Origin of the sequence: Stenotrophomonas sp. LM091, from assembly GCF_001806305.1 — a bacterium.
Taxonomy (GTDB): Bacteria; Pseudomonadota; Gammaproteobacteria; order Xanthomonadales; family Xanthomonadaceae; genus Stenotrophomonas; species Stenotrophomonas bentonitica_A.
This window is the reverse complement of sequence record NZ_CP017483.1, coordinates 790027-813511: the sequence shown is the minus strand read 5'-3', so window position 1 is coordinate 813511 and position 23485 is coordinate 790027. Positions and strand designations below refer to the sequence as shown.

The 23485-nt window shown below is 66.5% G+C and carries 28 protein-coding genes and 1 tRNA gene; 19 read left to right on the top strand and 10 right to left on the bottom strand.

The window, feature by feature from the left end:
- Positions 1 to 20 precede the first annotated feature (20 nt).
- From infC to BIZ42_RS03615, 8 genes are all read left to right on the top strand, one after another.
- Positions 21 to 560: a translation initiation factor IF-3 gene (gene infC / locus BIZ42_RS03650; protein ID WP_172838068.1), complete on the top strand. Its 540-nt coding sequence runs from the start codon at positions 21 to 23 to the stop codon at positions 558 to 560.
- Between the two features lie 433 nt (positions 561 to 993).
- A complete protein-coding gene (gene rpmI, locus BIZ42_RS03645; protein WP_017355265.1) occupies positions 994 to 1191 on the top strand; it encodes a 50S ribosomal protein L35 in 198 nt (65 codons plus the stop codon).
- A gap of 10 nt (positions 1192 to 1201) precedes the next feature.
- Complete coding sequence (gene rplT / locus BIZ42_RS03640) at positions 1202 to 1561, top strand: 50S ribosomal protein L20 (RefSeq protein ID WP_017355264.1); 360 nt, start codon at positions 1202 to 1204, stop codon at positions 1559 to 1561.
- A 195-nt stretch (positions 1562 to 1756) separates the two neighbouring features.
- Positions 1757 to 2752, top strand: a complete 996-nt coding sequence (locus BIZ42_RS03635) for a phenylalanine--tRNA ligase subunit alpha (RefSeq protein ID WP_019182705.1) — start codon at positions 1757 to 1759, stop codon at positions 2750 to 2752.
- A 90-nt stretch (positions 2753 to 2842) separates the two neighbouring features.
- The gene (pheT, locus tag BIZ42_RS03630) at positions 2843 to 5224 is read left to right on the top strand and encodes a phenylalanine--tRNA ligase subunit beta (protein WP_070425579.1); all 2382 of its coding nucleotides are present in this window, start codon (positions 2843 to 2845) and stop codon (positions 5222 to 5224) included.
- A 26-nt stretch (positions 5225 to 5250) separates the two neighbouring features.
- Complete coding sequence (locus tag BIZ42_RS03625) at positions 5251 to 5550, top strand: integration host factor subunit alpha (RefSeq protein WP_005410432.1); 300 nt, start codon at positions 5251 to 5253, stop codon at positions 5548 to 5550.
- Positions 5531 to 5887 (top strand): MerR family transcriptional regulator, encoded by a 357-nt coding sequence (locus BIZ42_RS03620; protein WP_019182707.1) that lies wholly within the window; start codon positions 5531 to 5533, stop codon positions 5885 to 5887. The genes BIZ42_RS03625 and BIZ42_RS03620 overlap by 20 nt, the downstream gene beginning before the upstream one ends.
- A 67-nt stretch (positions 5888 to 5954) precedes the next feature.
- A tRNA-Pro gene (locus tag BIZ42_RS03615) sits at positions 5955 to 6031 on the top strand.
- A gap of 86 nt (positions 6032 to 6117) precedes the next feature.
- On the opposite strand, the gene BIZ42_RS03610 is transcribed toward BIZ42_RS03615, so the two are convergent.
- Positions 6118 to 6786, bottom strand: coding sequence for a winged helix-turn-helix domain-containing protein (locus BIZ42_RS03610; RefSeq protein ID WP_070425578.1), 669 nt, complete (start codon positions 6784 to 6786; stop codon positions 6118 to 6120).
- Positions 6787 to 6846: 60 nt separating this feature from the next.
- Here BIZ42_RS03610 and BIZ42_RS03605 point away from each other — a divergent pair, with 60 nt between their 5' ends.
- The gene (locus BIZ42_RS03605) at positions 6847 to 7866 is read left to right on the top strand and encodes an alpha/beta fold hydrolase (RefSeq protein WP_083279780.1); all 1020 of its coding nucleotides are present in this window, start codon (positions 6847 to 6849) and stop codon (positions 7864 to 7866) included.
- A gap of 34 nt (positions 7867 to 7900) precedes the next feature.
- On the opposite strand, the gene BIZ42_RS03600 is transcribed toward BIZ42_RS03605, so the two are convergent.
- On the bottom strand, positions 7901 to 8362 hold the full coding sequence (locus BIZ42_RS03600) for an Lrp/AsnC family transcriptional regulator (RefSeq protein WP_070425576.1): 462 nt from the start codon (positions 8360 to 8362) through the stop codon (positions 7901 to 7903).
- Positions 8363 to 8482: 120 nt separating this feature from the next.
- Between BIZ42_RS03600 and BIZ42_RS03595 the strand changes: the two genes are divergently transcribed.
- The 4 genes from BIZ42_RS03595 (at position 8483) to BIZ42_RS03580 (ending at position 11006) form a co-directional block, all read left to right on the top strand.
- Positions 8483 to 9100 carry a LysE family translocator gene (locus BIZ42_RS03595; protein WP_019182770.1) on the top strand — a complete coding sequence of 206 codons (618 nt, stop codon included), beginning with the start codon at positions 8483 to 8485 and terminating at the stop codon, positions 9098 to 9100.
- A gap of 32 nt (positions 9101 to 9132) precedes the next feature.
- Positions 9133 to 9978 carry a 3-methyl-2-oxobutanoate hydroxymethyltransferase gene (panB, locus tag BIZ42_RS03590; protein WP_070425575.1) on the top strand — a complete coding sequence of 282 codons (846 nt, stop codon included), beginning with the start codon at positions 9133 to 9135 and terminating at the stop codon, positions 9976 to 9978.
- A gap of 302 nt (positions 9979 to 10280) precedes the next feature.
- Positions 10281 to 10736 carry a GNAT family N-acetyltransferase gene (locus BIZ42_RS03585; RefSeq protein ID WP_019182773.1) on the top strand — a complete coding sequence of 152 codons (456 nt, stop codon included), beginning with the start codon at positions 10281 to 10283 and terminating at the stop codon, positions 10734 to 10736.
- A gap of 96 nt (positions 10737 to 10832) precedes the next feature.
- Positions 10833 to 11006 (top strand): DUF1328 family protein, encoded by a 174-nt coding sequence (locus tag BIZ42_RS03580; RefSeq protein ID WP_070425574.1) that lies wholly within the window; start codon positions 10833 to 10835, stop codon positions 11004 to 11006.
- Positions 11007 to 11100: 94 nt separating this feature from the next.
- Here the strand turns inward: BIZ42_RS03580 and BIZ42_RS03575 are convergent, their stop codons facing one another.
- From BIZ42_RS03575 to BIZ42_RS03560, 4 genes are all read right to left on the bottom strand, one after another.
- Positions 11101 to 11871, bottom strand: a complete 771-nt coding sequence (locus BIZ42_RS03575; RefSeq protein WP_070425573.1) for a transporter — start codon at positions 11869 to 11871, stop codon at positions 11101 to 11103.
- A 135-nt stretch (positions 11872 to 12006) separates the two neighbouring features.
- Entirely contained in the window at positions 12007 to 12423 is a 417-nt protein-coding gene (locus BIZ42_RS03570; protein ID WP_070425572.1) for a hypothetical protein, read from the bottom strand.
- Positions 12424 to 12461: 38 nt separating this feature from the next.
- Positions 12462 to 12674 carry a hypothetical protein gene (locus tag BIZ42_RS03565; protein WP_070425571.1) on the bottom strand — a complete coding sequence of 71 codons (213 nt, stop codon included), beginning with the start codon at positions 12672 to 12674 and terminating at the stop codon, positions 12462 to 12464.
- A 2-nt stretch (positions 12675 to 12676) separates the two neighbouring features.
- Positions 12677 to 13465 carry a MipA/OmpV family protein gene (locus tag BIZ42_RS03560; RefSeq protein WP_019182778.1) on the bottom strand — a complete coding sequence of 263 codons (789 nt, stop codon included), beginning with the start codon at positions 13463 to 13465 and terminating at the stop codon, positions 12677 to 12679.
- 115 nt (positions 13466 to 13580) lie between these two features.
- On the opposite strand from BIZ42_RS03560, the gene BIZ42_RS03555 reads away from it, so the two are divergent.
- The 3 genes from BIZ42_RS03555 to BIZ42_RS03545 all read left to right on the top strand — a co-directional run bounded on the left by BIZ42_RS03555 (position 13581) and on the right by BIZ42_RS03545 (position 15934).
- Complete coding sequence (locus tag BIZ42_RS03555) at positions 13581 to 14255, top strand: response regulator transcription factor (protein WP_070425570.1); 675 nt, start codon at positions 13581 to 13583, stop codon at positions 14253 to 14255.
- Positions 14252 to 15616 (top strand): HAMP domain-containing sensor histidine kinase, encoded by a 1365-nt coding sequence (locus tag BIZ42_RS03550; protein WP_083279779.1) that lies wholly within the window; start codon positions 14252 to 14254, stop codon positions 15614 to 15616. The genes BIZ42_RS03555 and BIZ42_RS03550 overlap by 4 nt, the downstream gene beginning before the upstream one ends.
- A gap of 69 nt (positions 15617 to 15685) precedes the next feature.
- The gene (locus tag BIZ42_RS03545) at positions 15686 to 15934 is read left to right on the top strand and encodes a hypothetical protein (RefSeq protein WP_070425569.1); all 249 of its coding nucleotides are present in this window, start codon (positions 15686 to 15688) and stop codon (positions 15932 to 15934) included.
- A gap of 12 nt (positions 15935 to 15946) precedes the next feature.
- Here the strand turns inward: BIZ42_RS03545 and BIZ42_RS19225 are convergent, their stop codons facing one another.
- Positions 15947 to 16213 carry a peptidase gene (locus BIZ42_RS19225; protein WP_172838030.1) on the bottom strand — a complete coding sequence of 89 codons (267 nt, stop codon included), beginning with the start codon at positions 16211 to 16213 and terminating at the stop codon, positions 15947 to 15949.
- Between the two features lie 282 nt (positions 16214 to 16495).
- On the opposite strand from BIZ42_RS19225, the gene BIZ42_RS03540 reads away from it, so the two are divergent.
- The 3 genes from BIZ42_RS03540 to BIZ42_RS03530 all read left to right on the top strand — a co-directional run bounded on the left by BIZ42_RS03540 (position 16496) and on the right by BIZ42_RS03530 (position 18583).
- Positions 16496 to 17536, top strand: a complete 1041-nt coding sequence (locus BIZ42_RS03540; protein WP_070427435.1) for a linear amide C-N hydrolase — start codon at positions 16496 to 16498, stop codon at positions 17534 to 17536.
- Positions 17537 to 17654: 118 nt separating this feature from the next.
- Entirely contained in the window at positions 17655 to 17858 is a 204-nt protein-coding gene (locus tag BIZ42_RS03535; protein WP_019182784.1) for a hypothetical protein, read from the top strand.
- Positions 17859 to 18025: 167 nt separating this feature from the next.
- Complete coding sequence (locus BIZ42_RS03530) at positions 18026 to 18583, top strand: DUF3011 domain-containing protein (protein WP_046273229.1); 558 nt, start codon at positions 18026 to 18028, stop codon at positions 18581 to 18583.
- Positions 18584 to 18699: 116 nt separating this feature from the next.
- Here BIZ42_RS03530 and dxs read toward each other — a convergent pair whose 3' ends face one another.
- The 3 genes from dxs to BIZ42_RS03515 all read right to left on the bottom strand — a co-directional run bounded on the left by dxs (position 18700) and on the right by BIZ42_RS03515 (position 23440).
- Positions 18700 to 20610, bottom strand: coding sequence for a 1-deoxy-D-xylulose-5-phosphate synthase (gene dxs, locus BIZ42_RS03525; RefSeq protein ID WP_070425568.1), 1911 nt, complete (start codon positions 20608 to 20610; stop codon positions 18700 to 18702).
- Between the two features lie 116 nt (positions 20611 to 20726).
- The gene (locus BIZ42_RS03520) at positions 20727 to 21386 is read right to left on the bottom strand and encodes an HNH endonuclease (RefSeq protein WP_019182787.1); all 660 of its coding nucleotides are present in this window, start codon (positions 21384 to 21386) and stop codon (positions 20727 to 20729) included.
- A 260-nt stretch (positions 21387 to 21646) separates the two neighbouring features.
- Positions 21647 to 23440, bottom strand: coding sequence for an acyl-CoA dehydrogenase C-terminal domain-containing protein (locus BIZ42_RS03515; protein ID WP_070425567.1), 1794 nt, complete (start codon positions 23438 to 23440; stop codon positions 21647 to 21649).
- Positions 23441 to 23485: the final 45 nt, after the last annotated feature.

Genomic DNA, 23485 nt, shown 5'->3' with positions numbered 1-23485 from the left:
GATGGGCCGGTTTGATTCCTCTGGGAGATTGCAATATCAGTACCCCTGACAACAAACAGAACCGCAAGAATCAGGAAATCCGGGTGCCGCGCGTCCGCGTGATCGGCAGCGACGGAGAAATGATTGGTGTGTTGACGCGTGACGAAGCGCTGTCGATGGCCGAAGACGAAGGTCTGGACCTGGTCGAGATTCAGCCGCAGGCTGATCCGCCGGTGTGCAAGATCATGGACTTCGGCAAGTTCAAGTTCGAAGCGCAGAAGAAGGCCAACGAGGCCAAGAAGAAGACCAAGCAGGTCGAGATCAAGGAAGTGAAGTTCCGCCCGGTCACCGATGAAGGTGATTACCAGATCAAGCTGCGCAAGATGCGCGGGTTCCTGGAAGAGGGCGACAAGATCAAGGTCAACATCCGCTTCCGTGGCCGTGAAATGAGCCATCAGGAACTGGGTCGCGAGATGGCCAGCCGGATCGAAGGTGATCTGGGCGAAGACATCGTGATCGAGTCCCGTCCGCGCCTTGAAGGCCGGCAGATGGTGATGATGATCGCGCCGAAGAAGAAGTAACCGGCCATCGGGCCTTGCCCGAACCGGCGGGAGGTAGAGCCGACCGTTGGTCGGCTGCCCGGCTCCGGCCGCACCTCTTCGTGCACCACGCAGCGGGCGCCCATCGGCGCCTTCTGTCGTTTCCCGCGCGCGGCCTGGCGTCACGCCCGGGCTCGCGCCCGTTCCGTTCAGGTTCGGCCGCGCCGCGGTAAACACCCGCCCAATCAAGCGTTTGCAACTGTCCGTATACACGGGCATAATGGGCGGCCCCGTTTTGCGGGGGTGCTGTTTTGAACGGTTTCCCGCCCCACAAAGGCACGCTGTTCCAACGGCAAACAGGACCGGCCTGGTTCCCATCGGGGATCCCGGGCTTACAAGCAGGCAAGGGCACGGACGGAAAGTGTGGCAATGCCACCGCCCTGGTCAGTGACAAAACATCATCAAGGACATAGCAATGCCCAAGATCAAGACCAACCGGGCGGCGGCCAAGCGTTTCCGCAAGACCGCCTCCGGCAAGTTCAAGGCTGGCCACGCCAACCGCAGCCACATCCTCACGAAGAAGTCGACCAAGCGGAAGCGCAATCTGCGTCAGACGAACCATGTTCGTGCAGAAGACGCAGGCCGTTTGAACCGTATGCTTCCCTACCTCTGAGGACTGACCCATGGCACGAGTAAAGCGTGGCGTACAGGCGCGTCGCCGCCACAAGAAAATTCTGACCCTGGCGAAGGGTTACTACAACGCTCGCCGCAAGGTCTTCCGCGTTGCCAAGCAGGCCGTGATCAAGGCACAGCAGTACGCCTACATCGGCCGTAAGCAGAAGAAGCGCAATTTCCGTTCGCTGTGGATCACCCGCATCAACGCGGCTGCCCGTATCAACGGCCTGAGCTACAGCCGTTTCATGAACGGCCTGCTCAAGTCCGGCATCACCCTGGACCGTAAGGTCCTGGCTGACATCGCCGTGCACGACGCAGCTGGTTTTGCTGCACTGGCCGAAAAGGCCAAGGGCGCACTGGCGGCATAAGTCCATTCCCCTGCCGTTGCCGTTCACGCGCAACGGCTGTGGGTAAGACAAATGCATGGGGAAGGGCGCAAGTCCTTCCCCATTCTTTTTTGTGTTGGCGGTGGCCCTCCCGGTGCCATCGATCGACAGCGCTGGCGACGGGGGTCGGCCCGACGCGCATCGCGATGGCATACCGACGCGAGGCTCCGGCTATCCATGAGTGACATCCAATCCCTGACCACGCAGGCACTGGCCGACGTGGCCGCTGCCCAGAGCCCCGACGCGCTGGAAGCCCTGCGCGTGGCCCTGCTGGGCAAGAACGGCAGCATCACCGCCCAGCTCAAGCAGCTCGGTGGCCTGCCGGCCGATGAGCGCAAAGCCGCCGGCGAAGCCATCAACCGTGCCCGTGACGCGCTGACCAGCGCGCTGGGTGATCGCAAGACCGTGCTGGAAGACGCTGCGCTGGACGCGCGCCTGGCCGCCGAAGCGATCGACATCACCCTGCCGGGCCGTCGCGAAGAGCGCGGTGGCCTGCACCCGGTCACCCGTACCCTGGAGCGCATCACCGAGATCTTCGGCCGCCTGGGTTACGAGCTCTCCGAAGGCCCGGAAATCGAAGATGACTGGCACAACTTCGAAGCGCTGAACTTCCCGCCGCACCACCCGGCGCGCGCTATGCACGACACTTTCTATTTCGGCGATGGCCGCCTGCTGCGCACGCATACCTCCGGTGTGCAGGTGCGCTACATGGGCGAGCACGCTCCGCCGCTGCGCATGATCGCGGCCGGCAAGGTGTACCGCAGCGACAGCGACCAGACCCATTCGCCGATGTTCCACCAGGTCGAAGGCCTGCTGGTCGACGAGCACTCCACGTTCGCCGATCTGAAGGGCACGCTGTCCGAGTTCGTGCGCGCGTTCTTCGAGCGCGATTTCGAGATGCGTTTCCGTCCCAGCTACTTCCCCTTCGTGGAACCCGGCGCGGAAGTGGACATCGCCTGGCAGCAGCCTGACGGCAGCACCCGCTGGCTGGAAGTGCTTGGCTGCGGCATGGTCCACCCGAACGTGCTGCGCAGCGTCGGCATCGATCCGGAGCGCTACACCGGCTTCGCCTTCGGCCTGGGCGTGGAGCGCTTTGCGATGCTGCGTTACGGCGTCAACGACCTGCGCGCGTTCTTCGAAAACGACGTGCGGTTCCTGAAGCAGTTCGCGTAACAGCGGAACCGCCGGGCAGCCCCCGGCGCTACGTCGCACCACCATTCATCACCGCCCAGGCGCCTGCGCCGGGTCCACCAGGGTGACACCATGAAATTCTCTGAAAACTGGCTGCGCAGCCACGTCCCGACCACCGTCTCGCGCGATGAACTCAGCGCGGTGCTGACCGCGATCGGTCTGGAAGTGGAAGAGGTCGATGCGCTGGGCGATGGCCTGCAGCATGTGGTCGTGGCGAAGATCATTTCCGCCGAACGCCATCCCGAAGCCGACCGCCTGCAGATCTGCCAGGTCGATGCGGGGCAGGGCGAGCACCTGCAGATCGTGTGCGGTGCGCCGAACGCGCGCCCGGGCCTGGTCGCACCGCTGGCAATGGTAGGCGCGCAGATCGGCGAGCTGAAGATCAAGCCGGCCAAGCTGCGCGGCGTGGAATCCAACGGCATGCTGTGCTCGGCCAAGGAGCTGGGCCTGGACACCGATGCGTCCGGCCTGTTCGAACTGCCCGACGATGCCCCCGTTGGCCAGACCCTGGTCGAGTACCTCGGCCTGCCCGACGCCAGCATCGAGATCAAGCTGACCCCGAACCGCGCCGACTGCTTCAGCATCCGCGGCATCGCCTTCGACGTGGCCGCTGCGTGCGCCAGTGAAGTGGTGCCGTTCGACGCTGCGCCGGTGGCCGCCGTGGGCACGCGTGAACTGTCCATCCAGCTGGACGCTGGCGCCGAAGCGCCGCGTTACGTTGGTCGCGTGATCGAGGGCGTCAACGCCCATGCCGCGACCCCGCTGTGGATGGCCGAGCGCCTGCGCCGCAGTGGCGTGCGCCCGGTGTCGCTGCTGGTGGACGTCACCCAGTACGTCATGCTGGAACTCGGCCAGCCGATGCATGCCTTCGATCTGGGCACCCTGCAGGGCAGCATCGGCGTGCGTCGTTCGCGTGCCGGTGAGACCCTGAAGCTGCTCGATGGTCGCGACGCCGCGCTGGACGACAGCTTCCTGCTGGTCACCGATGCCGACCGCCCGATCGCGCTGGCCGGCCTGATGGGCGGCTTCGATACGCGCGTCACCGACGACACCACCAACGTGTTCCTGGAGGCCGCGCACTTCGCGCCCGCCGCGATCATGGGCCGTGGCCGCAAGCTGGGCCTGCACACCGATGCCGGCCACCGCTTCGAGCGTGGCGTCGACCCGGTGCTGCCGCGCGCGGCGATCGAGTACGCCACGCGCCTGATCCTGGACCTGGCTGGCGGCACGCCGGCGCCGGTCACCGAGGCCGTGCGCGACGCCGATCTGCCGGCGACCGCCACCATCGGCCTGCGCCGCGCCCGTATCGCGCGCGTGCTGGGCATCCAGATCGCCGATGCCGATGTGGAGCGCATCCTGCGTGCGCTGGGCATGGACGTGACCGCGACCGCCGATGGCTGGCAGGTCACCGCGCCGAGCCGCCGTTTCGATATCGCCATCGAAGAAGACCTGATCGAAGAGCTGGCCCGCATCCACGGGTACGAGCAGATTCCGACCACGCTGCCGGGCGGCGCCTCGCGCATCGCCATGCCGACCGAGACCCGCCTGGACGACCTGAGCGTGCGCCGCCAGCTGGTGGCCCGTGACCTGCAGGAAACCATCAATTACGCCTTCGTCGATGCCGCGCTGCTCGCACAGTGGCAGCTGAGCGAGGGGCTGGTCGCGCTGGCCAACCCGCTGTCGGCCGAACTGGCGGTGATGCGCCCGTCGCTGCTGCCGGGCCTGGTCGCCACCCTGGGCCGCAACGCCGCCCGCCAGCTGGGCCGCGTGCGCCTGTTCGAACTGGGGCGCGTGTTTCACCAGCAGGCTGGCGAGGGCCAGCCCGCGCCGCTGGAAACCCAGCGCGTGGCTGCCGCGATCTGTGGCGATGCCGACACCCAGCAATGGGGCCTGCCGACCCGCAAGGTCGACTTCCATGACCTCAAGGGCGACCTGGAATCGCTGGCCGCTGCCAGCGGCGCCGAGCTCGAGTTCAGGCCCTCGCAGCGTCCGTACGGCCACCCGGCACGCTCGGCCGAGGTCTACCGTGACGGCGTGAGCCTGGGCTGGATCGGCCAGATCCACCCGCGCCTGGCCAAGGCCATGGATATCGACGTGGACGTGGTCGCCTTCGAACTCGACCTGGCCCCGCTGGCCGCCCGCGCCCTGCCGCGCGCCACCGAGCTGTCGCGCTTCCCGTCGATGCGCCGCGACCTGGCCTTCCTGGTGCCCGAGGCCGCCGCCTGGGCCGACCTGGAAGCCACCCTGCGCCGGGCTGCCGGCCCGCTGCTGCGCGAGGTCACGCTGTTCGACCGGTACGTCGGCCAGGGGGTCGAGCCGGGCTTCAAGAGTCTCGCTATGGGCTTGATTTTGCAGGACAAGTCGCGCACTCTGACGGACCGCGACGTGGATGCGGTGGTGGCCGAGGCGGTCTCTGCCATGGAGCGTGAACATCACGCCCGGATCCGCGGTTGAGCGGGAAGCATGGGGGATAGCAGGCAATGGCATTGACCAAGGCGGAGATGGCCGAGAAGCTGTTCGACGAAGTCGGTCTGAACAAGCGCGAAGCCAAGGAATTTGTCGACGCGTTCTTCGATGTGCTGCGTGAAGCATTGGAACAGGGACGTCAGGTGAAGCTGTCCGGCTTCGGGAATTTCGACCTGCGGCGCAAGAACCAGCGCCCGGGTCGCAACCCCAAGACCGGTGAGGAAATTCCGATTTCCGCCCGTACGGTGGTCACCTTCCGTCCGGGCCAGAAGCTCAAGGAAAGGGTAGAGGCATATGCTGGATCCGGGCAGTAACCGAGAACTTCCGCCGATACCGGCCAAGCGCTACTTCACCATCGGTGAGGTCAGCGAACTGTGCGACGTCAAGCCGCACGTGCTGCGCTACTGGGAAACCGAGTTCCCCAGCCTGGAGCCGGCCAAGCGCCGCGGCAACCGCCGCTACTACCAGCGCCACGACGTGCTGATGGTCCGCCAGATCCGCGGCCTGCTCTACGAGCAGGGCTACACCATCGGCGGCGCGCGCCTGCGCCTGGAAGGCGCCGATGCGCGCGAGGAATCGGCGCTGAGCAACCAGATCATCAAGCAGACGCGGATGGAACTGGAAGAAGTGCTTCAATTGCTGCGCCGCTGAACCATTTTTCACGCAAACCCGTTATACTCGTCGGCCCGCTGAGAGGCGGGGACATTGCCAGCATCATCGGGGCGTAGCGCAGCCTGGTAGCGCATCTGCCTGGGGGGCAGAGGGTCGTCGGTTCAAATCCGGCCGTCCCGACCAATGTTGGTGATTCGATCAAAGGCTTGTGCAGCGATGCGCAGGCCTTTTTTCTTTTTGGCTGCTCGGTACCTGCGGCGTTTCACGCGTTACCTGAGCCAGCGGGCCAACTCACGCTCGCCGTGAGCGGTGAGATTCAACACGCGCGATCCTGGTCGCTGCCTCACAAGGTCCTGCGCCAGCATCACCTGCAGCAGGGCCATGCCGAGTTGGCCTGCCATGTGACAACGGCGTTCGCTCCAGTCCATGCAGCCGCGTAACGTTGGCCTTCGTTGCCCGGCGGGAAGGACAACCCCCATCGCCTGAAGGCCCTCGCGGCCCGATGCGGTCAGCTGCCACGTGTCGCCGTTGATGACGAACCAGCCCCGCTGAAGCCAGTGCTCGGTCAGCTGTACGGCGATCTCACCGGCCATGTGGTCGTAGCAGACACGCGCGCGCCGAAGCCCGGTGTCCGCAGGCCCCACCCGATGGCGGGGCTGGGTCGCAGCCGACACGACGAGCATCGCTTCCAGCGCATGCGCCACCTCGGCGCTGGCCAATCGGTGATACCGATGTCGCCCCTGTTTCTCGATGACAAGCAAGTCGCCTTCGACCAGTTTCGCGAGATGACTGCTGGCCGTCTGTGGTGCGATCGTCGCTTCCCGTGCCAGTTCGCCAGCGGTTCTGCTGCGGCCATCCATCAGGGCCGAGAGCATCCGCGCACGTGCCGGATCACCGATCAGGCTCGCAATCCGGGCGATAGGGGGCAGGGTGGTCATGGTTCGATACTCGCCGAAGCGTTGAGGGCGGGGCGCGCAGGATACTGCGCGCATCTTCACATGACTGATCCCATGAAGCGCAGAGCGATGCTGAAACTTCCTGGACTCGCCTTGGGTGCGAGTGTGTTTCCCGTTGGCGGGCGAGGTCCATCCCGGTTGCCTCCTACCCAGTCATACACGTTGCCATGGCAGCATGCTGGCGAATCGCTCAAGCTTGCCCTCCATCGCCAGCCCGCGGACGGTGATGTGGTCCTGTACGTGCACGGCGCCACGTTTCCCAGTGCGTTGGCGGTGGGGTGGAGGATGCAGGGTGTGTCCTGGATGGATGATCTGCAGCAGGCCGGATTTGATGCCTGGGCACTGGATTTCGCCGGCTACGGCGACGCGCAGCGGCCAAGGGCATTTTCCGCGGAGACGAACGCTGGCTCACCCTTCGGTCGATACGACGCGGCTGCCGAACAGATCGGTGTGGCGCTGCAGTACATCCGCAGGGTCAGGCCAGAGGCCCGCATCCATCTGATCGCACACTCCTGGGGCACCTTGCCCGCGCAGCGCGCGGTGATCCAGTACCCCGACAGGGTGTCGCGGCTGGTGCTGTTCGGCCCGCTCGTGCCCCGCGATGGCACTCCGATGGGGAGTCCCACCGAGACCTGGGCATTGATTGACGAAGCAGCGCAGCGGCCCCGCCAACGTACCGGCATGCCTGAGGATCTGCCCACGCCGGTCGATGAGGCCGAACTGGATCGATGGTGTGCGGCTTACCTGGCCAGCGACGCAACGGCATCACAACGAACACCCCCGTCGGTACGCATTCCGAATGGCCCATCAGCCGATGTCACCGCGTCATGGGGCGGACAGTCCCTGATTGACAGTGCGCTGATCCAGATTCCCGTGCTGATCGTGCGCGGCGAATGGGATCACGTCACCACCGATGAGGACGCGCGACGTCTCTTCGATGCACTGCGCGGTGCCAGCGACAAACGCGACGTCAAGATTTCCGGGGGCAACCATTGGCTGCACCTGCAGCCGCGCCGTGTCGCGTTGTGGACCGAGGTCAGAAGCTTCCTCGGCGAGCGCTGAGCCACCGCGCGGGGGACGCTTCAGTGCGGCTACCTCAATGCCCGTGCAACGGCAATGGCCGGTCGATCACCACGTCCTTCATCACCAGGGTCGAGGTCAGCCGCTGCACGCCGGGCAAGGCGGAAAGGTGTTCGTCGTAAAGCTGCCGGAACGCGGCCAGGTCGCGGGTGATGACGTGCAGCAGGTAGTCCGGATCGCCGAACAGGCGCTGCGCCTGCAGCACCTGGGGCACCTCGGCGACGGCCTGCTCGAAAGCGTCCACGGCGTGGCGGTCGCCGTCGCGCAGGGTGATGAACACCAGCGCCGAGAACTTCAGGCCCAGCGCGGCGGGATCGAGCTCGGCGCGGTAGCCCCGGATCGCGCCGGACTGTTCCAGCGCCCGCACGCGACGGTGGCAGGGCGAGACGCTCAGGCCGATGCGCTCGGCCAGTTCGGTCACGGTGAGGCGGCCGTCTTTCTGCAGCTCGGCAAGAATCCGCTGGTCGGTGATGTCCATGCGCGAGAGTTTCCTCCTGAGTGGCCGTGCCGGGCAAGTATTTGGAAGCACATTCCAAAGGAGCGGGAATATTCTTCTGTCTGGCACACGGATCGCGGCAAGACCGCCCTTTGGACCCCCATGCAACCCAGCGTCATTGCCGCCTTCTGGGCGGTCTCGATCCTCTTCGTGCTCACCCCCGGCGCGGATTGGGCGCACGCGATCGCTGCCGGCCTGCGCGGGCGCGCGGTAGTGCCGGCGGTGGCCGGGTTGTTGTCCGGTCACCTGCTGGCGATCGGGCTGGTCGCTGCGGGCGTCGGCGCGCTGTTCGCCCAGGCACCGGTCGCGCTGCACGTACTGACCGTCCTGGGCGCGCTGTATCTGCTGTGGCTGGGCATCGGGCTGCTGCGCCATCCGCCGGTCGCCGCCGCCGAAGCGGGGCAGGCCGTGGCGGGCTGGCGCCACTGGGCGGTCAAGGGCGCCTGCGTGAGCGGGCTCAATCCCAAGGTGCTGTTGCTGTTCCTGGCGCTGCTGCCCCAGTTCATTTCCGCCAGCGCGGCATGGGCGATGCCTGTGCAGATCCTCGCGCTGGGCATGGTGCATCTGGTCAGCTGCGCGGCGGTCTATCTGGCCGTGGGGTATGGCGCCGGTGCCGTGCTGCGTACCCGCCCGCGTGCATCACGCGTGGTCGGCCGCATCTCGGGCGCCGCGATGATCCTGATCGCGGTGCTCTTGCTGAGCGGAACCGGCACACTCTGACCCCACGTTGTTCCCCCACCAGGATCCTTCGCATGACCGAACAGCTCCATCCCTACGCGACCCCGGGCAGTGCCCCGGTCCCGGCCCCGCGCATGCGTATCCCGCATCTGCAGCAGATGAAGGAGCGCGGCGAGAAGTGGGCGATGCTCACCGCCTACGACATGTATACCGCGGCGATCTTCGAAGACGCCGGCATTCCGGTGCTGCTGATCGGCGATTCGGCGTCCAACAACGTGTTCGGCAACGACTCGCTGCTGCCGGTCACGGTCGATGAGCTGATGCCGCTGGTGCGCGCGGTGAGCCGCTGCACGCGACGGCCGCTGGTGATCGCCGATCTGCCGTTCGGTTCCTACCAGGCCTCGCCGGAGCAGTGCTTCCATACCGCCGTGCGTTTCATGAAGGAAGGCGGGGCGCATGCGGTCAAGCTGGAGGGCGGCATCGAGATGGTGCCCCAGGTGCGCAAACTGGTCAGCTGTGGCATTCCGGTGATGGCGCACATTGGCTTCACGCCGCAGTCGGAGCATCAGCTGGGTGGCTTCCGCGTGCAGGGGCGGGGCGACGATGGCGCCCGCCTGATCGAGGAGGCGCGTGCGCTGGAGGCGGCAGGTGCGTTCGCCGTGCTGATGGAGATGGTGCCCGGCGCGGTTGCCGCCCAGATCACCGCGGCGCTGAAGATCCCCACCGTCGGCATCGGGGCGGGCAGCGAGTGCGATGCACAGGTGCTGGTCTGGCAGGACATGGCCGGGCTGCGCACCGGCAAGCTGCCGCGCTTCGTGAAGCAGTACGCAGACATGCACGGGCTGCTGCAGAAGGCGGCGCGTGAGTTCGCGGCAGAGGTGGGGGCAGGCACGTTCCCCGGCCCGGAACACACGTTCTGATCGACAGGCGTATCGCCTGAGGCGCGTGCCCACGGCGCCCAATGCCGCCGGCCAGCATCCGGCGCTGGATCATCTGGAGATGATCGTGGCGCGCAGGGCGATGCGCAGGGGCCAAGCATGCGCACGCGGGTGTTCGGGGCTGGCGATTGGGCCGGGGCAGCAGTACCGCCGAGCGCTCGCCCCTGCCCGATGTGCCGGATGAGGATTCCTCGCCTGCCCCGCGCATGCGACGAAGGATGGGCGGGTAGGGGCCATCGGGGTAGAGTGACTGCTCAACCCCATGGACGAGGAAAGAGAAAAAGATGGCGGTGCGCACCTTGGTAGCGGCGGATCTGGAACAGGCCAGCCGCATCTGCATGGCGGCCTTCATGGGATCGGTGGCCGATTCACTGACCCCAGTTGGTATCGAGACGTTTTCCCGCATCGCTTCGGTGGAAGGATTCCGTACGCGGATGTCGCACGACAACCTCATGCTGGTGTTCGAACAGCAGGACCGTATCGTCGGTGTGGCCGAGCTCAAGGAGGGCCGCCACGTGGCGATGTTGTTCGTGGACCCTGCCGCTCAGCAGCAGGGCATCGGCAAGGCGCTGATGGCCGCCATGATCGATCACGCACGCGTGGACGTGCTGAGTGTCAGCGCTTCGCTGTCGTCGGTGCCGGCGTATGAGCGCTATGGCTTTGCGTGCGCAGGCGAGGCGGCCGAATCCTCCGGCCTGCGGTATCAGCCGATGAACATGCAGCTCATGGCCCGCCCCTGACTTCACACCGTTCAGCCGACGCGTTCACGAAGGTGAGACAGCCCAGTGGCTACCGTGGAGTCCTGTCATTCAACCCGATTCGGGGAAAGGATCATCATGATCAAGTGGGCCATCATTTTTGCTGTCATCGGCCTGATCGCCGGCGCCCTCGGTTTTGCGGGCATCGGTGGCGCCGCCATCGGCATTGCCAAGTTCCTCTTCTGGGCGGGCATCATCATCGCCGTCGTGCTGTTCGTACTGGGCATGACCGTCGCCAAGAAGGTCACCTGACCCGGCGCGCGCCTGCGCCAACGGTCAGGAACGAAGGCCTGCGCGGTTTCGCGCAGGCCTTTTCATTGGTGGCTCTCGTTCCAGCACACGCAGCTCACTGGAAATACACCGATACCCCCAGCCCGGCCTGCGTGTCCGGGCTGTCCTCATCCAGGCCCACGTCGAACGAGGCATCCAGCTGGACTGTCGGGGTCACCATCCAGGTGATGCCAGCCCCCGCTATTCCGGTCGAAGGCTCACCGTCGGTATCGGTGAAGCCGGCCTCCAGATAGGTGCTGATGGTATCGGTGGCGGCAAAGCTCAGGCTGGGTGCCCAGGTCACGCTGTCCTCGCTGCCACCGCGGGTGACATTGGCGTACAGCGCGCCGGTCCAGTGATCGTTGAACGCGTACTCGTAGCTCGCACCCAGCGCGTACTGCGTGGCGCCTTCGCTGAAGTCGCGCGAGCCGGTGGCGAAGGTGGTGCTGGCCAACAGCGCCACGGCGTGCGTGTCCGAGGGCAGGGGCAGGGCGAACTTCAGGCCGACGCCCACATCACCGGCACCGCTGCTGCGCTCGGCGGGGGCATTGCGCGGTGCCACGCGCAGCTGGTTCCAGGGCGAGGTGAAGGCCTGCAGTTCCACATGGCTGGCCAATCCGATACGAAGGTTGATGTCGGCACTGTACTGCGTGCTCAGCACGCCCGCGTCGTCGCGGTCGCGGCTGAAACCGGGCAGCCCCGCCTCGAGCGCCACGCCACCGCGTGGCAGGGTCGAAGCGGCAAAGCCGATGCCGGGGCGATCGAAGGCCAGGTCCGGCGGCGCGTCCTGCTGCGCGTGCACCGCACCGGAGAACAGCAGGGAAACCAGCAGGGCCGAACACCGCATGCGCACGCTCCAGGCCGGCCGATACCGGCATCAGGCGCAGTCAGCCTGCCCCTTGGCCGGAATGTAGCACGGTGATTTCGGCGGTCATGTGCAGGTGTCGGCGACACCCGCCCGCAGGGCGGTGTGCGATGTCGCTCAGCGCGCCGGCCGGGTCATGGCGATGAGGGCATCACGCACGCGCTCGGTCGCCGCGTCCGGCGTGGCGTCACAGCCGAGCACGCAGGCGCGGAGCAGGAAGCCATCGGCGGCATGCCGTGCGGCGGTCAGCTGCGCATCACCACGGTCCAGCGGATGGTCGCGCAGGACCGCATCGAGCCACGCACGCCGTGCGGTGATCCAGTCGCTGTCGACGTGGTGCGGCCGGCACTGCGCACTGATGGTGCGCCCGATATCGAACAGCTCGGCGATGTAGGCACGCGAGAACCGGCCATGGCCCTGGCTGTCACGGTCCATGCGCTGCTGGATCGCGCGGTGGAGATTGGCCACGATCGCATGCGCGGCCAGGTCGTCATTGGCTGCTCGCAGCAGCAGGGTATCGGTTGCGTTGTGCATTCGCGCCTCCAGGACACCGGTGGGGGAAAAACGTGGGTTCAGCCGCGTGGCAGCGCCGGACCGCCCTGCCGCAGCAGGGTGTCCAGCAGCGTGACGACGCGTTCGCCCTGGCCTTGGCAGGCCAGTTCGAACGTGGTCTGCCCGTCGAGCGCGGGCAGGGGGGAATGCAGAATCCATTCAAGAACGGCAGCGCGGTCCGGTTCGATCTGCAAGGCCAGATCCGCGACACGACGTACGATTCCCTGACGCATGATCAGAATCCGTAACTGAGGGAGAGGGCGGCGGTGTCCATGTGATCGCCACGGGTCATCGGGCTGTCGCGCACGGCATCGGCCAGCGACGTGCGACGGATCGATGCGGTCGCGGTCCAGCGCGGTCCCAACGGCATCACCGCGGCGATGTCCATGTACGGCGACACGCCGCTGCCGGCCGAGTAATGCGCCAGGCCACTGCGGGCCGCTTCGCGTTGGCTCACGCCGAAGTAGTAGTCGTTGAGATCGGCGCTGGTGTAGGTCACCCCCACCGCAGGCATGAAGGTCACGCGGCCGGCGGGAACCGGGTAGGCGTATCGGGCATCGGCGGAGAAGCCGCCCCCGTGCCCGGTCACTTCGGCCTGCGCGTTGGCCTGCAGCACGCCCCAGTCGGCCTGGTGGCGCCAGGACACGCCCAGCATCCCGGACAGGCTGCGGTTGTCCAGCTGGCGCAGTTGCGGGTCATGACTGTCGCGGCGTTTGAATCGCATCACGTACGGCGAGGCGGTGAGTGCCAGTTCGGACTGCGCGGTCTGGTGGAGGCGATAGCCCACGCTGCCACCGCGGAAGAAGAACGAGCGGCCTTCCCAGCTGACGATCGGGGCGGCCAGACGATCGGTGTCATAGCCGGCGTACGGGGCCTTGAGGGCGACAACGGCGATGCCGACGCTTCCTTTCCTGCCCGCTTCGGGGGCATCGGCGGCCTGGGCGCCGGTGGCGGTCAACGCAGTGCCCAGGGCCAGGCCAAGCAGAGCGGAAGAAGGACGCGAAAAGCGGAAACGGACGTGCATGGACCTGCCGAAGGGGAACAACCGGAGCCTCATGGTGGGCGCCCTACATTGTCGGAACGTTACGTCGGCGTGCGCGGTACCATCGCCTCCTTCGTACCCCGCAGGCACCGCTCCCATGCGCCTTCTTCTCCTGGAAGATGATCCGGAAATGGCCAGCGCGATCCAGGTCAGCCTGGCGCGCCATGGCATGGTGGTCGACATGGTCGGCTCGATGGCCCAGGCCGATGAAGCGCTCAAGGCCGGCGTACATCAGATCCTCCTGCTGGACCGCCAGCTCCCCGATGGCGATGGCGCCAGTTTCGTCCAGGTCGCCCGTGAGCGGGTGCCGAACCTGCCGGTGATCATGCTGACCGCGCGCGCTTCGGTGGCCGACCGGGTCACCGGGCTGGATGTCGGTGCCGATGATTACCTGACCAAGCCCTTCGCCGTGGAAGAACTGCTCGCACGGATCCGCGCGATCTCCCGGCGCCCCTCGCAGATCACCCTGCCGGTGTTGTCACTGGGCCGGCTGCAGTTCGATTTCGTGGCGCGCGAGGCACGCGTTTGCGATGTGCTGCTGGCATTGCCGCGGCGGCAGCTGCTGGTGCTCGAAGCGCTGGCGCTGCGCCAGGGGCGCACGGTGGGCCGCGCTTCGTTGCTGGAGGCCGTGTACGGCTTTGACGATGCGATCCAGTCCAACGCGCTGGATGCGCATGTCTCCAAGCTGCGCAAGGCGCTGCTGGAAGCCGATGCCGGCGTGGAGATCCATGTCATGCGCGGCATCGGATACCTGCTCAAGGACACGCCGTGAGACTGCTCAAACCCGATTCCCTGGTCTTCAACCTGGTCTGGAAGGTGTGCCTGATCCAGGCGGCGACCATCGCGCTGGCGTTGAGTGCGATGGTGTTGACCTACGGCGACCGTCGCTCGGCCTACATCGACTGGAAGACCAGTGACCAGATCGCATCGGCGATCTCCGTTGGCGCTCAGGGGCTGGAGGCGGATCCACCCAAGGTCGCCCTGGCCGTGCCGCGCCCGCCGGCCACGTTCTGGTTCGCCGCCGCCGACGAACGCGGCCGGCGGCTGGTGCATGGCGAGGTGCCCGTGCAGTACCGCCCGTTGGTCGCGCGGCTGGATCACATCGAGCAGACCGATATCCGCACCCGCATCAATGCCGATGCGCTTGCCGTGCGCGTGGTCGTCGTGGATCGGCCCGAAGGGCGATTGCACGTGGCGGTGGGCGGCATTCCCGAACGCAGCATCGTGCGGCAGCTGCTGTTGATCTTCCGCTATCTGGGGGGCTGGATCGCATTGCCGGTGCTGGTGATCACGCTGGTGGTGGCGCCGTGGGTGATCCACCGCGCGCTGCGCGGGGTCAACCGCGTGGCAGCGCAGGCGGCCGCGATCCAGGTCAACGAGCGTGGCAGCGGCCTGGATACGCGTGCGGTACCGCTGGAGATCTACCCGCTGGTGGATGCGTTCAACGCGGCCGTGCGCCGCATCGGTGAAAGCTACGACGCCCAGGACCGCTTCCTCGCCGGCGCAGCGCATGAGCTGCGCATGCCGATCGCGATCCTGGCCACGCGGCTGGCCGATCTGCCGCCCGGCGAGGCACGCTCGCGCCTGCAGCTGGACCTGAGCCGCCTGAGCAACATCGCCGAGCAGCTGCTGGATCTGCAGCGGCTGGACCGCCACGGCAGCCAGTCGCAGCGCATCGACCTCTCCGCACTGACCCGCGAGGTAGCCGCCGACGTGGCGCCGCTGGTCGTGGATGCCGGTTACGGCTTCTCGGTGGACGCCCCCGACCAGCCGATCTGGGTCCGCGGCGATCCACATGCACTGCACCGTGTCATCGCCAGCCTCCTGCAGAACGCCATCGCGCACGGCGGTGGCCGCGGCATGATCGCGGTGGCGCTGCACGATGACGGCAGCCTGTCGGTCAGCGATGAAGGCCCTGGTGTGCCCGAGGCCGAGCGGCTGTCCGTGTTCGAGCCGTTCCATCGGTTGCGGCCCAGCGGCAGCGGCAGTGGGCTGGGCCTGCATCTCGCGCGTGAGATCGTGCTGCGGCATGCCGGCACCATCGCCGTGGACAGCGCCCCCGGTGGTGGCGCGCGGTTCCTGGTGGTGCTGCCGGTGGATCCGCGGCCGGTGCTGGCAGCGACCCCGGCATGACCAATGGCAGGTGATCGGGCAGAGGCGTCGTGGGACAACGGACAGGTCCCCCTTTCAGGTGCCGGTTCGATGCGCGTACATTCGCTGTTCGGTGTGATGGTGACGTCCGGCCTGGCCCTGTCTGGCCTGTCCGGGTGCGCCACCTATGACGATGTCGCCTCGCGCCCGCAGTGCGAGGATTCGCCGCAGGTGAAGGACCTGCCGGCGCAGGTCGCCCGCCGTGAAAGCCGCTGCAATGAGTTGAACATCCGGTTCAATGACGGAGGCGGCGGCGACAACAAGCCGCTCGATTTCGGCGGCAAGAACAAGGACGGCTGATCCCGTGTGGGATCAGCGTTTCGCCGGCCCGGCCGGCGGCTCAGCGCAGTAGGCGGTGATGACCTCGGCGGTATTCTCCAGCCCCTTGGCCTTCGCCAGCTCCCAGGGACGCTCACACTGCTGTGTGCGTTCGCACCAGCGGTAGCCTGCCGAGCCGATGCACCCGTGCGCATCGCGGTCTGCGCCCGGTACGCCCGCAGTGGGTGAGGGTGGCGGTGCAGGATGGGCGCAGGCGGTGAGGGCGGCGAGCAGGGCAAGCAGGGCGGCTCGAATGGACATGGACCCTCCATGGGCGCTTGAGGTCGCCGGCAGTCTCGCGCTGGGTCCGTCGATGCCACGTGCAGGATGCCGGGTTCACTCCTCCATCACTTGGCGTGGGCTGATATGACGCAGAACGGTTCCGCCGATGCTGCTTTGTAGTGCATGACCAGCGCCGTGGAAGCGATGATGCGTTGAAGCAGGATGCTTGCGACGAGTCTGCGTGGGTATCGCCTGTATCAGGTTCGACGCCAGCTTGTCAGCGCCACGGCCAGGAGGCACCCCATGAAACTGCTGTTTTCGATGCGTCACATTGCGCTTGCTGCGGCACTCACCTGTGTCTGCGCCCAGGCCGATGCCTGCACGCGCGTGGTGTACCTGGGCGACAACCAGGACGTGATCACCGCCCGCTCGATGGATTGGAAAAGCGATGTCGCCACCAATCTATGGGTGTTGCCCAAAGGCATCAGCCGCGATGGCCAGGCCGGGCCGCGCTCGATCCGCTGGACGTCGCGCTACGGCAGCGTCGTCGCCACCGGCTACGACATCTCCACCACCGACGGCCTCAACGAAGCGGGACTGTCAGCCAATCTGCTGTGGTTGGCCGAATCGGAGTACCCACAGCAGCGTGGCAGCAAGCCCGGGTTGGCGATTTCGTTGTGGGCGCAGTACGCGCTCGACAATTTCGCCACCGTTGCCGAGGCCGTTGCCGCGCTGGAACGCGAGCCGTTTTCCATCGTGACCGACAAGGTGCCGGGCGAACCGCGACTGGCCACGCTGCACCTGTCCTTGTCCGACGCCAGCGGCGACAGCGCCATCGTCGAATACATCAACGGCAGGCAGGTGATCCATCACGATCGCGCTTACCAGGTGATGACCAACTCGCCCGTGTTCGACCAGCAGTTGGCGCTGAACGCGTATTGGCAGGAAATTGGCGGCACCGTGATGCTGCCCGGCACCAACCGCTCGGCCGATCGGTTCGCACGCGCGAAGTTCTACATCAACGCCATTCCGAAAAGCGAAGATCCGGTGGTGGCACTGGCGAGCGTGTTCAGTGTGATCCGCAATGTGTCCGTGCCCTATGGAATCACCACGCCGGGGGAGCCGAACATTTCTTCCACCCGCTGGCGAACCGTCGCCGATCACAAGCGCAAGCTGTATTTCTTCGAATCGGCGATGACCCCCAATACCTTCTGGGTGGATCTCAACAAGGCCGATTTCTCGCGCGGTGCGCCGGTGCTGAAACTCGACCTGGGGCCGGACCAGCGCAATGTGTTCGCCGGCGACGCGCTGCCCCGATTCCAGCCGGCCGAACCTTTCCGGTTCCTTGGTACCGATAGTTGAGCAAAATCAGACTAATCCGATACCCGTAGGCTGCGGCCTGCTCTATCGTTCCTGCTGAGGGATGGATCCCTCCCGTCGTGAGCTTCTCGCCCAGGCATGCCGCAAAGGAACGATCCGCATGGTGATCAAACTGCAACATATCGAACGCCGCTGGCACGTCGTGCATCCGGCCAAATCCGCACCGATCGCATTCCGCAACGGTGCCACCGCCTTTGACTTCGCCGATGCCTTGGCGCGCGAGCATTTTGCCGAAACCGGCAACAGCAGCGCCGTCCGGGTGCAGGTGCTGGAAACCTACGTGGACGCCGTGCGCTACGGCTGAGCGGCCGTGAAGCAGCCACCAGAACGGATGTGACCGGCTTCGGTCGGCCCAGTCAGCCTCGCGTCGGGTACCTAAATAGGGCATGAAATCAGCGACTTCTGGCCTATGTCGCCCGGCCGGACGATCACCGATCCTGTGCGCCTCCCCACACAGCATCGAGGTCCCCCATGTCCAACAACCGCCCTTCCCAGGCAGCCAGACGATTGCGCTGGGCCGTGGTGCCGGCCCTGATGGCGCTGGCCGGTGCCGCCCAGGCGCAAAACTACGACCGCTACTACGACGATGGTTACAGCGGCGGCCCGGTGCGTTGCGAGTCGATCAAGAACCGCACGCAGCAATGCGCCTTGCCGGGCCGTGCCCGTCTGGTGCGGCAGATCTCCGGCTCGCCCTGCGTGGAAGGGCAGACCTGGGGCCAGGCCCGCAACGGCGTATGGGTGACGCAGGGTTGCCGGGCCGAGTTCATCGCCGAAGGTGGCCGCGGCGGCCGCTGGAATGGCGGCGGTGGCTGGGGGCACAACGGCGGCGGCAACAGTGGCCGGGGCCAGATCCTGACCTGCGATTCCAATGACCATCGCCGTCAGCGCTGCGTGGCCAATGTGCGCCGCGAGGCGCGGCTGATCCGCCAGACCTCGCGCAACGCCTGTATCGAAGGCCGTACCTGGGGTTGGGACCGTACCGGGGTCTGGGTGGACGGCGGCTGCCGGGCGCAGTTCCAGATTTACTGAGGGCCGCTGCACAGCCCCAGGGTGCGTGATGCAGGCTGAAACGAACGAGGCCGCGTCGATCAGACGCGGCCTCGGTGTTTCTGCGGCGAGCCCACCCGACGGTGGCCGACAGTGCGTCAGCCCGCTGCGCTTAGCGCCTGGCCGCTGTTGACCAGCATTGGCCAGCGCTTGAGCACGGCCTGGCGGATGCCGGCGGCATCGATGCCGGCTTCGGCCAGCAGGTCTTCGCGGCTGGCATGGTGCTGGAAGCTGTCCGGCAGGCCCAGGTGCAGGAACGGCTTGAGCACGTTCTCGGCGTTGAGCAGCTCGGCCACGCCGGAGCCGGCACCGCCGGCGACCACGTTGTCTTCGATGGTGACGAAGCCTTCGTGGCGCTGCGCAAGGTCCAGCAGCAGGGCACGGTCCAGCGGTTTGATGAAGCGCATGTTGACCACGGTCAGGCCCAGCTCGCGGCCCACCTGTTCGGCGGCGGTCACGGTGCTGCCGAAGGCGAGCAGGGCGATGCGGCTGCCCGGCAGGCGCAACTCGGCCTTGCCGATTTCCAGCGTGGACAGGTCGGTGCCGGCCGCAACGCCGGTGCCGCTGCCGCGCGGGTAGCGCACCGCTGCCGGGCCGACATGACGCAGGCCGGTGGTCAGCATCTGGCGGCACTCGGCCTCATCGGAGGGGGCCATGACCACCATGTGCGGAACGCAGCGCAGGAAGCTCAGGTCCAGGTTGCCGGCATGGGTCGCGCCATCCGGGCCGACCACACCGGCGCGGTCGATCGCGAACAGCACATCCAGCTCCTGCACGGCCACGTCGTGGACCAGCTGGTCGTAGGCGCGCTGCAGGAAGGTCGAGTAGATCGCCACCACCGGCTTGGCGCCCTGGGTGGCCATGCCCGCCGCCAGGGTCACGGCGTGCTGTTCGGCGATGGCCACATCGAAGTAGCGGTCCGGGTATTCCTTGCTGAAACGCACCAGGCCAGAGCCCTCGCGCATCGCCGGGGTGATGCCCATCAGCTTCGGTTCGGCTGCGGCGGCATCGCACAGCCAGTCGCTGAAGACGTCGGTATAGGTGGGCTTCTTGGCCCCGCCCTTGGCGACCAGGCCCTTGTCCGGATCGAACGGGCCAACCGCGTGGTAACCGATCTGGTCACCTTCGGCGCGCTCGTAACCCTTGCCCTTGGTGGTCATCACGTGCAGCAGCTTCAGGCCTTTCAGGCTCTTGAGCGTTTTCAGCGTGGCGACCAGCGCCGGCACGTCGTGGCCGTCGATCGGCCCGGTGTAATGGAAGCCCATTTCCTCGAAGAACGTGGACGGCACGAACATGCCCTTCCAGTGTTCTTCCCAGCGCTTGACGAAGCGCGCGGTCGGGTTGTGCTTCTTGTCGCCGAGGATCTTCTTGCCGCCTTCGCGCAGCGCGTTGAGCGTGCGGCTGCCGGTGGCCCGGCCGAGCATCTTGGTCAGCCCGCCGACGGCCTCGGAGATCGACATGTTGTTGTCGTTGAGGATCACCAGCAGGTTCGGTTCCTGCTCCATGCCGCCGGCGTGGTTGAGGGCCTCGTAAGCCATGCCGGCGGTCATCGCGCCATCGCCGATCACGGCCACGACCTTGCGGTCATCGCCTTCGGCCTGGCGTGCGATCGCCATGCCCAGCGCCGCGGAGATCGAGGTCGAGGAATGGCCGACGCCGAAGGTGTCGTACTCGCTTTCCTCGCGCTTGGGGAACGGCGCGACGCCGTCCTTCTGCTTGACCGTGTGGATCTCGTCGCGGCGGCCGGTCAGGATCTTGTGCGGGTAGGTCTGGTGGCCCACGTCCCAGACCAGCTGATCCACGGGCGTCTGATAGAGGTAGTGCAGGGCGACGGTCAGTTCGATCACGCCCAGGCCGGCGCCGAAATGGCCGCCGCTCTTGCCTACCGACTCAATCAGGTAGGCACGCAGTTCATCCGCGATCGCGGGCAGTTCTGATTCATCGAACCTGCGCAGGTCATCCGGTGACTGGATGCGCGCAAGGCGGGGATAGCGGGCGGAGTCGATCATGTTTATCGCGCTTCTTCTGAGCGCCTATTTTCCCCCCCAAATGGGGGTGGGGCAAGCAAACCGCCTTTTCAGTGAGTAAACGGTGACGGCAGCTGCGACAGAACGTCGCAGCGCACTCAGGCGCAGAGCTTGGACCGCTTGGGCAGCTGCGCCTTCAGGAACGCCATCTGGTCGGCCAGGATGTTGCGGTTGGACAGGATCATGTGTTCGATCCAGCTCGGCCGGTAAGGCACGGCCAGCAGCGGCATGCCGGCCTGCTGCGGGGTCCGGTTGCTCTTGCGCGAGTTGCAGTGGAAGCACGCACTGACCACGTTCTCCCACACGTCCAGGCCGCCCTTGGAGATCGGCATGACGTGGTCGCGGGTCAGTTGCGGGCGGTTGAACTGTTGCCCGCAGTACAGGCACAGATGCGCATCGCGCGCGAACAGGGCCGGATTGGAGAGATTCGGGGTGGGGTCGATCGCACGGGAACGGGCATGCCCGCGGGCGGCGATGATCGGGTGCAGGTCCAGGCCGCTCTGCAGGCCGGTGGTGCGGCAGATGCCGCCACGGATGTGCAGGCAGGGGTCACCGAGGGTCCAGGCGACCGCACCGCGTGCGTAGAGGCAGGACGCGTCCTGCCAATTGATCCAGTCGAGCACGCGCCCGTGGGCGTCCAGGGCCAATAACCGTACCGAGCCGGGCCGATGCAGCGTAACGATCGGCGATACCTCGGCGACCGGGGCGGACGAGGCTCCGGTATCGATCAGACCCAAGCGTGTAGTGTCTGTCTCCATCGGGAAAACAGCTTATACCCGAATCGTTACCAAATGGGTATAGGCGGCAAGCGCCTACCAATTTGGTAACGATTCGGCCCCGGGCATTCCACCTTATCCCCGCGCCGTTGGCGCGCCCCCTTGAACATCAAGGGGGCTTTTCTCCAGAACGTGTATCGGGGTGCCGACCAACGGTCGGCACCTACCGACGATCAGGTATCGGTGCTCCGACTGGCGGTCGGCACCTACCGACGATCAGGCGTCGGTGGTCTGGCGACCGATCAACCTTCGCCGAAATGCGCGTCGGTCATCGCCATCAGCGGTTCGGCGCCGGCCTGGATCGCGGCGGCGTGGCTGAGCGTGCGCGGCAGCACGCGGGCGAAGTAGAAGCGGGCGGTCTCGCGCTTGGCCTGCTTGAACGCAGCGCTCTGCGCGGAGGCATCGGCGGCAGCGACGCTGCGTGCCCACCAGTAGGCCAGCACCACATAGCCCGAATAGAACAGGTAATCGAAGCTGGCCGCGCCCAGTTCGTCCGGGTTGGTGGCCGCGCGCTGCAGCGTCGCCAGGGTCAGCTTGCCCCATTCGTCCGCCTTGGCGCGCAGCGGGGCGATGAACTCGGCCAGCGCCGGGTTGCCTTCATTGGCCTTGGCGAAGGCCTCGATCTCAGCCAGCATCAGTTTCAGGCCGGCGCCCTGGCTGGAGGCGGTCTTGCGACCGATCAGGTCCAGTGCCTGGATGCCGGTGGTGCCTTCATACAGCGTGGTGATGCGGGCATCGCGTGCCAGCTGCTCCATGCCGTGCTCGCGGATATAGCCGTGGCCACCGAAGCACTGCAGCGCGTTGTAGGTGTTCTCGATGCCCCATTCGGTCTGGCAGGCCTTGGAGATCGGGGTGAGGAAGCTCACCAGGGTGTCGGCGCGTTCGCGTTCGCCGGCATCCTGCGCATGGTGGGCGACGTCGATCAGGGTGGCCGCGTGCAGGGCCAGCAGGCGGCTGCCTTCCACCAGCGATTTGATGGTCAGCAGCATGCGCCGCACATCCGGGTGGACCAGGATCGGGTCGGCCGGCTTTTCCGGGTTTTTCGGGCCGCTCAGCGAACGTGACTGCAGGCGCTCGCGGGCGTACGTCAGGGCGTTCTGGTAGGCGCGTTCGGACAGGCCGATGCCCTGCAGGCCAACGCCCAGGCGTGCGGTGTTCATCATGGTGAACATCGCCTGCAGGCCCTTGTGCGGCTGGCCCACCAGATACCCTTCGGCGCCGTCGAAATTCATCACGCACGTGACCGAACCCTTGATGCCCATCTTGTGCTCGATCGAGCCGCAGCGCAGCGCATTGCGCTCGCCCATCTTGCCCTCGCGGTCCACCTTGAACTTCGGGGTGACGAACAGCGAGATGCCCTTGGCGCCGGCCGGTGCATCCGGCAGCTTGGCCAGCACCAGGTGGACGATGTTGTCGGTCAGGTCGTGCTCGCCGGCGGTGATGAAGATCTTGGTGCCGGTGATGGCGTAGCTGCCGTCCGCGTTGGGTTCGGCCTTGGTCTTGAGCAGGCCCAGGTCGGTGCCGCAATGCGGTTCGGTCAGGCACATGGTGCCGGTCCAGCGGCCTTCGATCAGCGGCTTGAGGAAGGCCTCCTGCTGCCACGCCTCACCGTGCTGCTTGAGCGCCTCGATGGCGCCATGGGAGAGCAGCGGGAAGTTGCCCCACGCCAGGTTGGCGGCATTGATCATTTCGTTGAGCGGCACGCCCAGCGTGTGCGGCAGACCCTGGCCACCCAGCTCCGGCGCAGCGGTCAGGCCGGTCCAGCCGCCCTCGACAAACTGCGTGTACGCCTGCTTGAAGCCAGGCGGGGTGGTGACCTCGCCGGTGCTCTGGTCCAGTACACAGCCGATCTCATCGCCCACGCTGTTCAACGGCGCCAGCACGCTGGCACTGAAACGGCCGGCTTCTTCCAGTACGGCATCCACCACATCGGCGGTGGCATCGGCCAGGCCGAGGCGCGCGAACAGCGGCTCGACCTTGAGCACGTCATGCAGGGCGAAACGGATATCGGAAAGCGGGGCGGTGTAGCTGCTCATCGGGGACGGTCTCGATCAGTGGCGAAGGGTGGCGGACAGCCCGCC

Coding starts and splice junctions, on each gene's coding strand:
- BIZ42_RS03595 (WP_019182770.1), top strand. CDS start 8,483: ATGCAACCCAGCGTCATTGCCGCCTTCTGGGCGGTCTCGATCCTCTTC.
- BIZ42_RS03545 (WP_070425569.1), top strand. CDS start 15,686: ATGCGCGTACATTCGCTGTTCGGTGTGATGGTGACGTCCGGCCTGGCC.
- BIZ42_RS03620 (WP_019182707.1), top strand. CDS start 5,531: ATGCTGGATCCGGGCAGTAACCGAGAACTTCCGCCGATACCGGCCAAG.
- rplT (WP_017355264.1), top strand. CDS start 1,202: ATGGCACGAGTAAAGCGTGGCGTACAGGCGCGTCGCCGCCACAAGAAA.
- BIZ42_RS03540 (WP_070427435.1), top strand. CDS start 16,496: ATGCGTCACATTGCGCTTGCTGCGGCACTCACCTGTGTCTGCGCCCAG.
- BIZ42_RS03570 (WP_070425572.1), bottom strand. CDS start 12,423: ATGCACAACGCAACCGATACCCTGCTGCTGCGAGCAGCCAATGACGAC.
- BIZ42_RS03575 (WP_070425573.1), bottom strand. CDS start 11,871: ATGCGGTGTTCGGCCCTGCTGGTTTCCCTGCTGTTCTCCGGTGCGGTG.
- dxs (WP_070425568.1), bottom strand. CDS start 20,610: ATGATCGACTCCGCCCGCTATCCCCGCCTTGCGCGCATCCAGTCACCG.
- BIZ42_RS03535 (WP_019182784.1), top strand. CDS start 17,655: ATGGTGATCAAACTGCAACATATCGAACGCCGCTGGCACGTCGTGCAT.
- BIZ42_RS03520 (WP_019182787.1), bottom strand. CDS start 21,386: ATGGAGACAGACACTACACGCTTGGGTCTGATCGATACCGGAGCCTCG.
- BIZ42_RS03585 (WP_019182773.1), top strand. CDS start 10,281: ATGGCGGTGCGCACCTTGGTAGCGGCGGATCTGGAACAGGCCAGCCGC.
- BIZ42_RS03600 (WP_070425576.1), bottom strand. CDS start 8,362: ATGGACATCACCGACCAGCGGATTCTTGCCGAGCTGCAGAAAGACGGC.
- BIZ42_RS03580 (WP_070425574.1), top strand. CDS start 10,833: ATGATCAAGTGGGCCATCATTTTTGCTGTCATCGGCCTGATCGCCGGC.
- panB (WP_070425575.1), top strand. CDS start 9,133: ATGACCGAACAGCTCCATCCCTACGCGACCCCGGGCAGTGCCCCGGTC.
- BIZ42_RS19225 (WP_172838030.1), bottom strand. CDS start 16,213: ATGTCCATTCGAGCCGCCCTGCTTGCCCTGCTCGCCGCCCTCACCGCC.
- BIZ42_RS03610 (WP_070425578.1), bottom strand. CDS start 6,786: ATGACCACCCTGCCCCCTATCGCCCGGATTGCGAGCCTGATCGGTGAT.
- BIZ42_RS03555 (WP_070425570.1), top strand. CDS start 13,581: ATGCGCCTTCTTCTCCTGGAAGATGATCCGGAAATGGCCAGCGCGATC.
- BIZ42_RS03565 (WP_070425571.1), bottom strand. CDS start 12,674: ATGCGTCAGGGAATCGTACGTCGTGTCGCGGATCTGGCCTTGCAGATC.
- BIZ42_RS03625 (WP_005410432.1), top strand. CDS start 5,251: ATGGCATTGACCAAGGCGGAGATGGCCGAGAAGCTGTTCGACGAAGTC.
- BIZ42_RS03635 (WP_019182705.1), top strand. CDS start 1,757: ATGAGTGACATCCAATCCCTGACCACGCAGGCACTGGCCGACGTGGCC.
- BIZ42_RS03515 (WP_070425567.1), bottom strand. CDS start 23,440: ATGAGCAGCTACACCGCCCCGCTTTCCGATATCCGTTTCGCCCTGCAT.
- BIZ42_RS03560 (WP_019182778.1), bottom strand. CDS start 13,465: ATGCACGTCCGTTTCCGCTTTTCGCGTCCTTCTTCCGCTCTGCTTGGC.
- BIZ42_RS03605 (WP_083279780.1), top strand. CDS start 6,847: ATGACTGATCCCATGAAGCGCAGAGCGATGCTGAAACTTCCTGGACTC.
- BIZ42_RS03530 (WP_046273229.1), top strand. CDS start 18,026: ATGTCCAACAACCGCCCTTCCCAGGCAGCCAGACGATTGCGCTGGGCC.
- pheT (WP_070425579.1), top strand. CDS start 2,843: ATGAAATTCTCTGAAAACTGGCTGCGCAGCCACGTCCCGACCACCGTC.
- rpmI (WP_017355265.1), top strand. CDS start 994: ATGCCCAAGATCAAGACCAACCGGGCGGCGGCCAAGCGTTTCCGCAAG.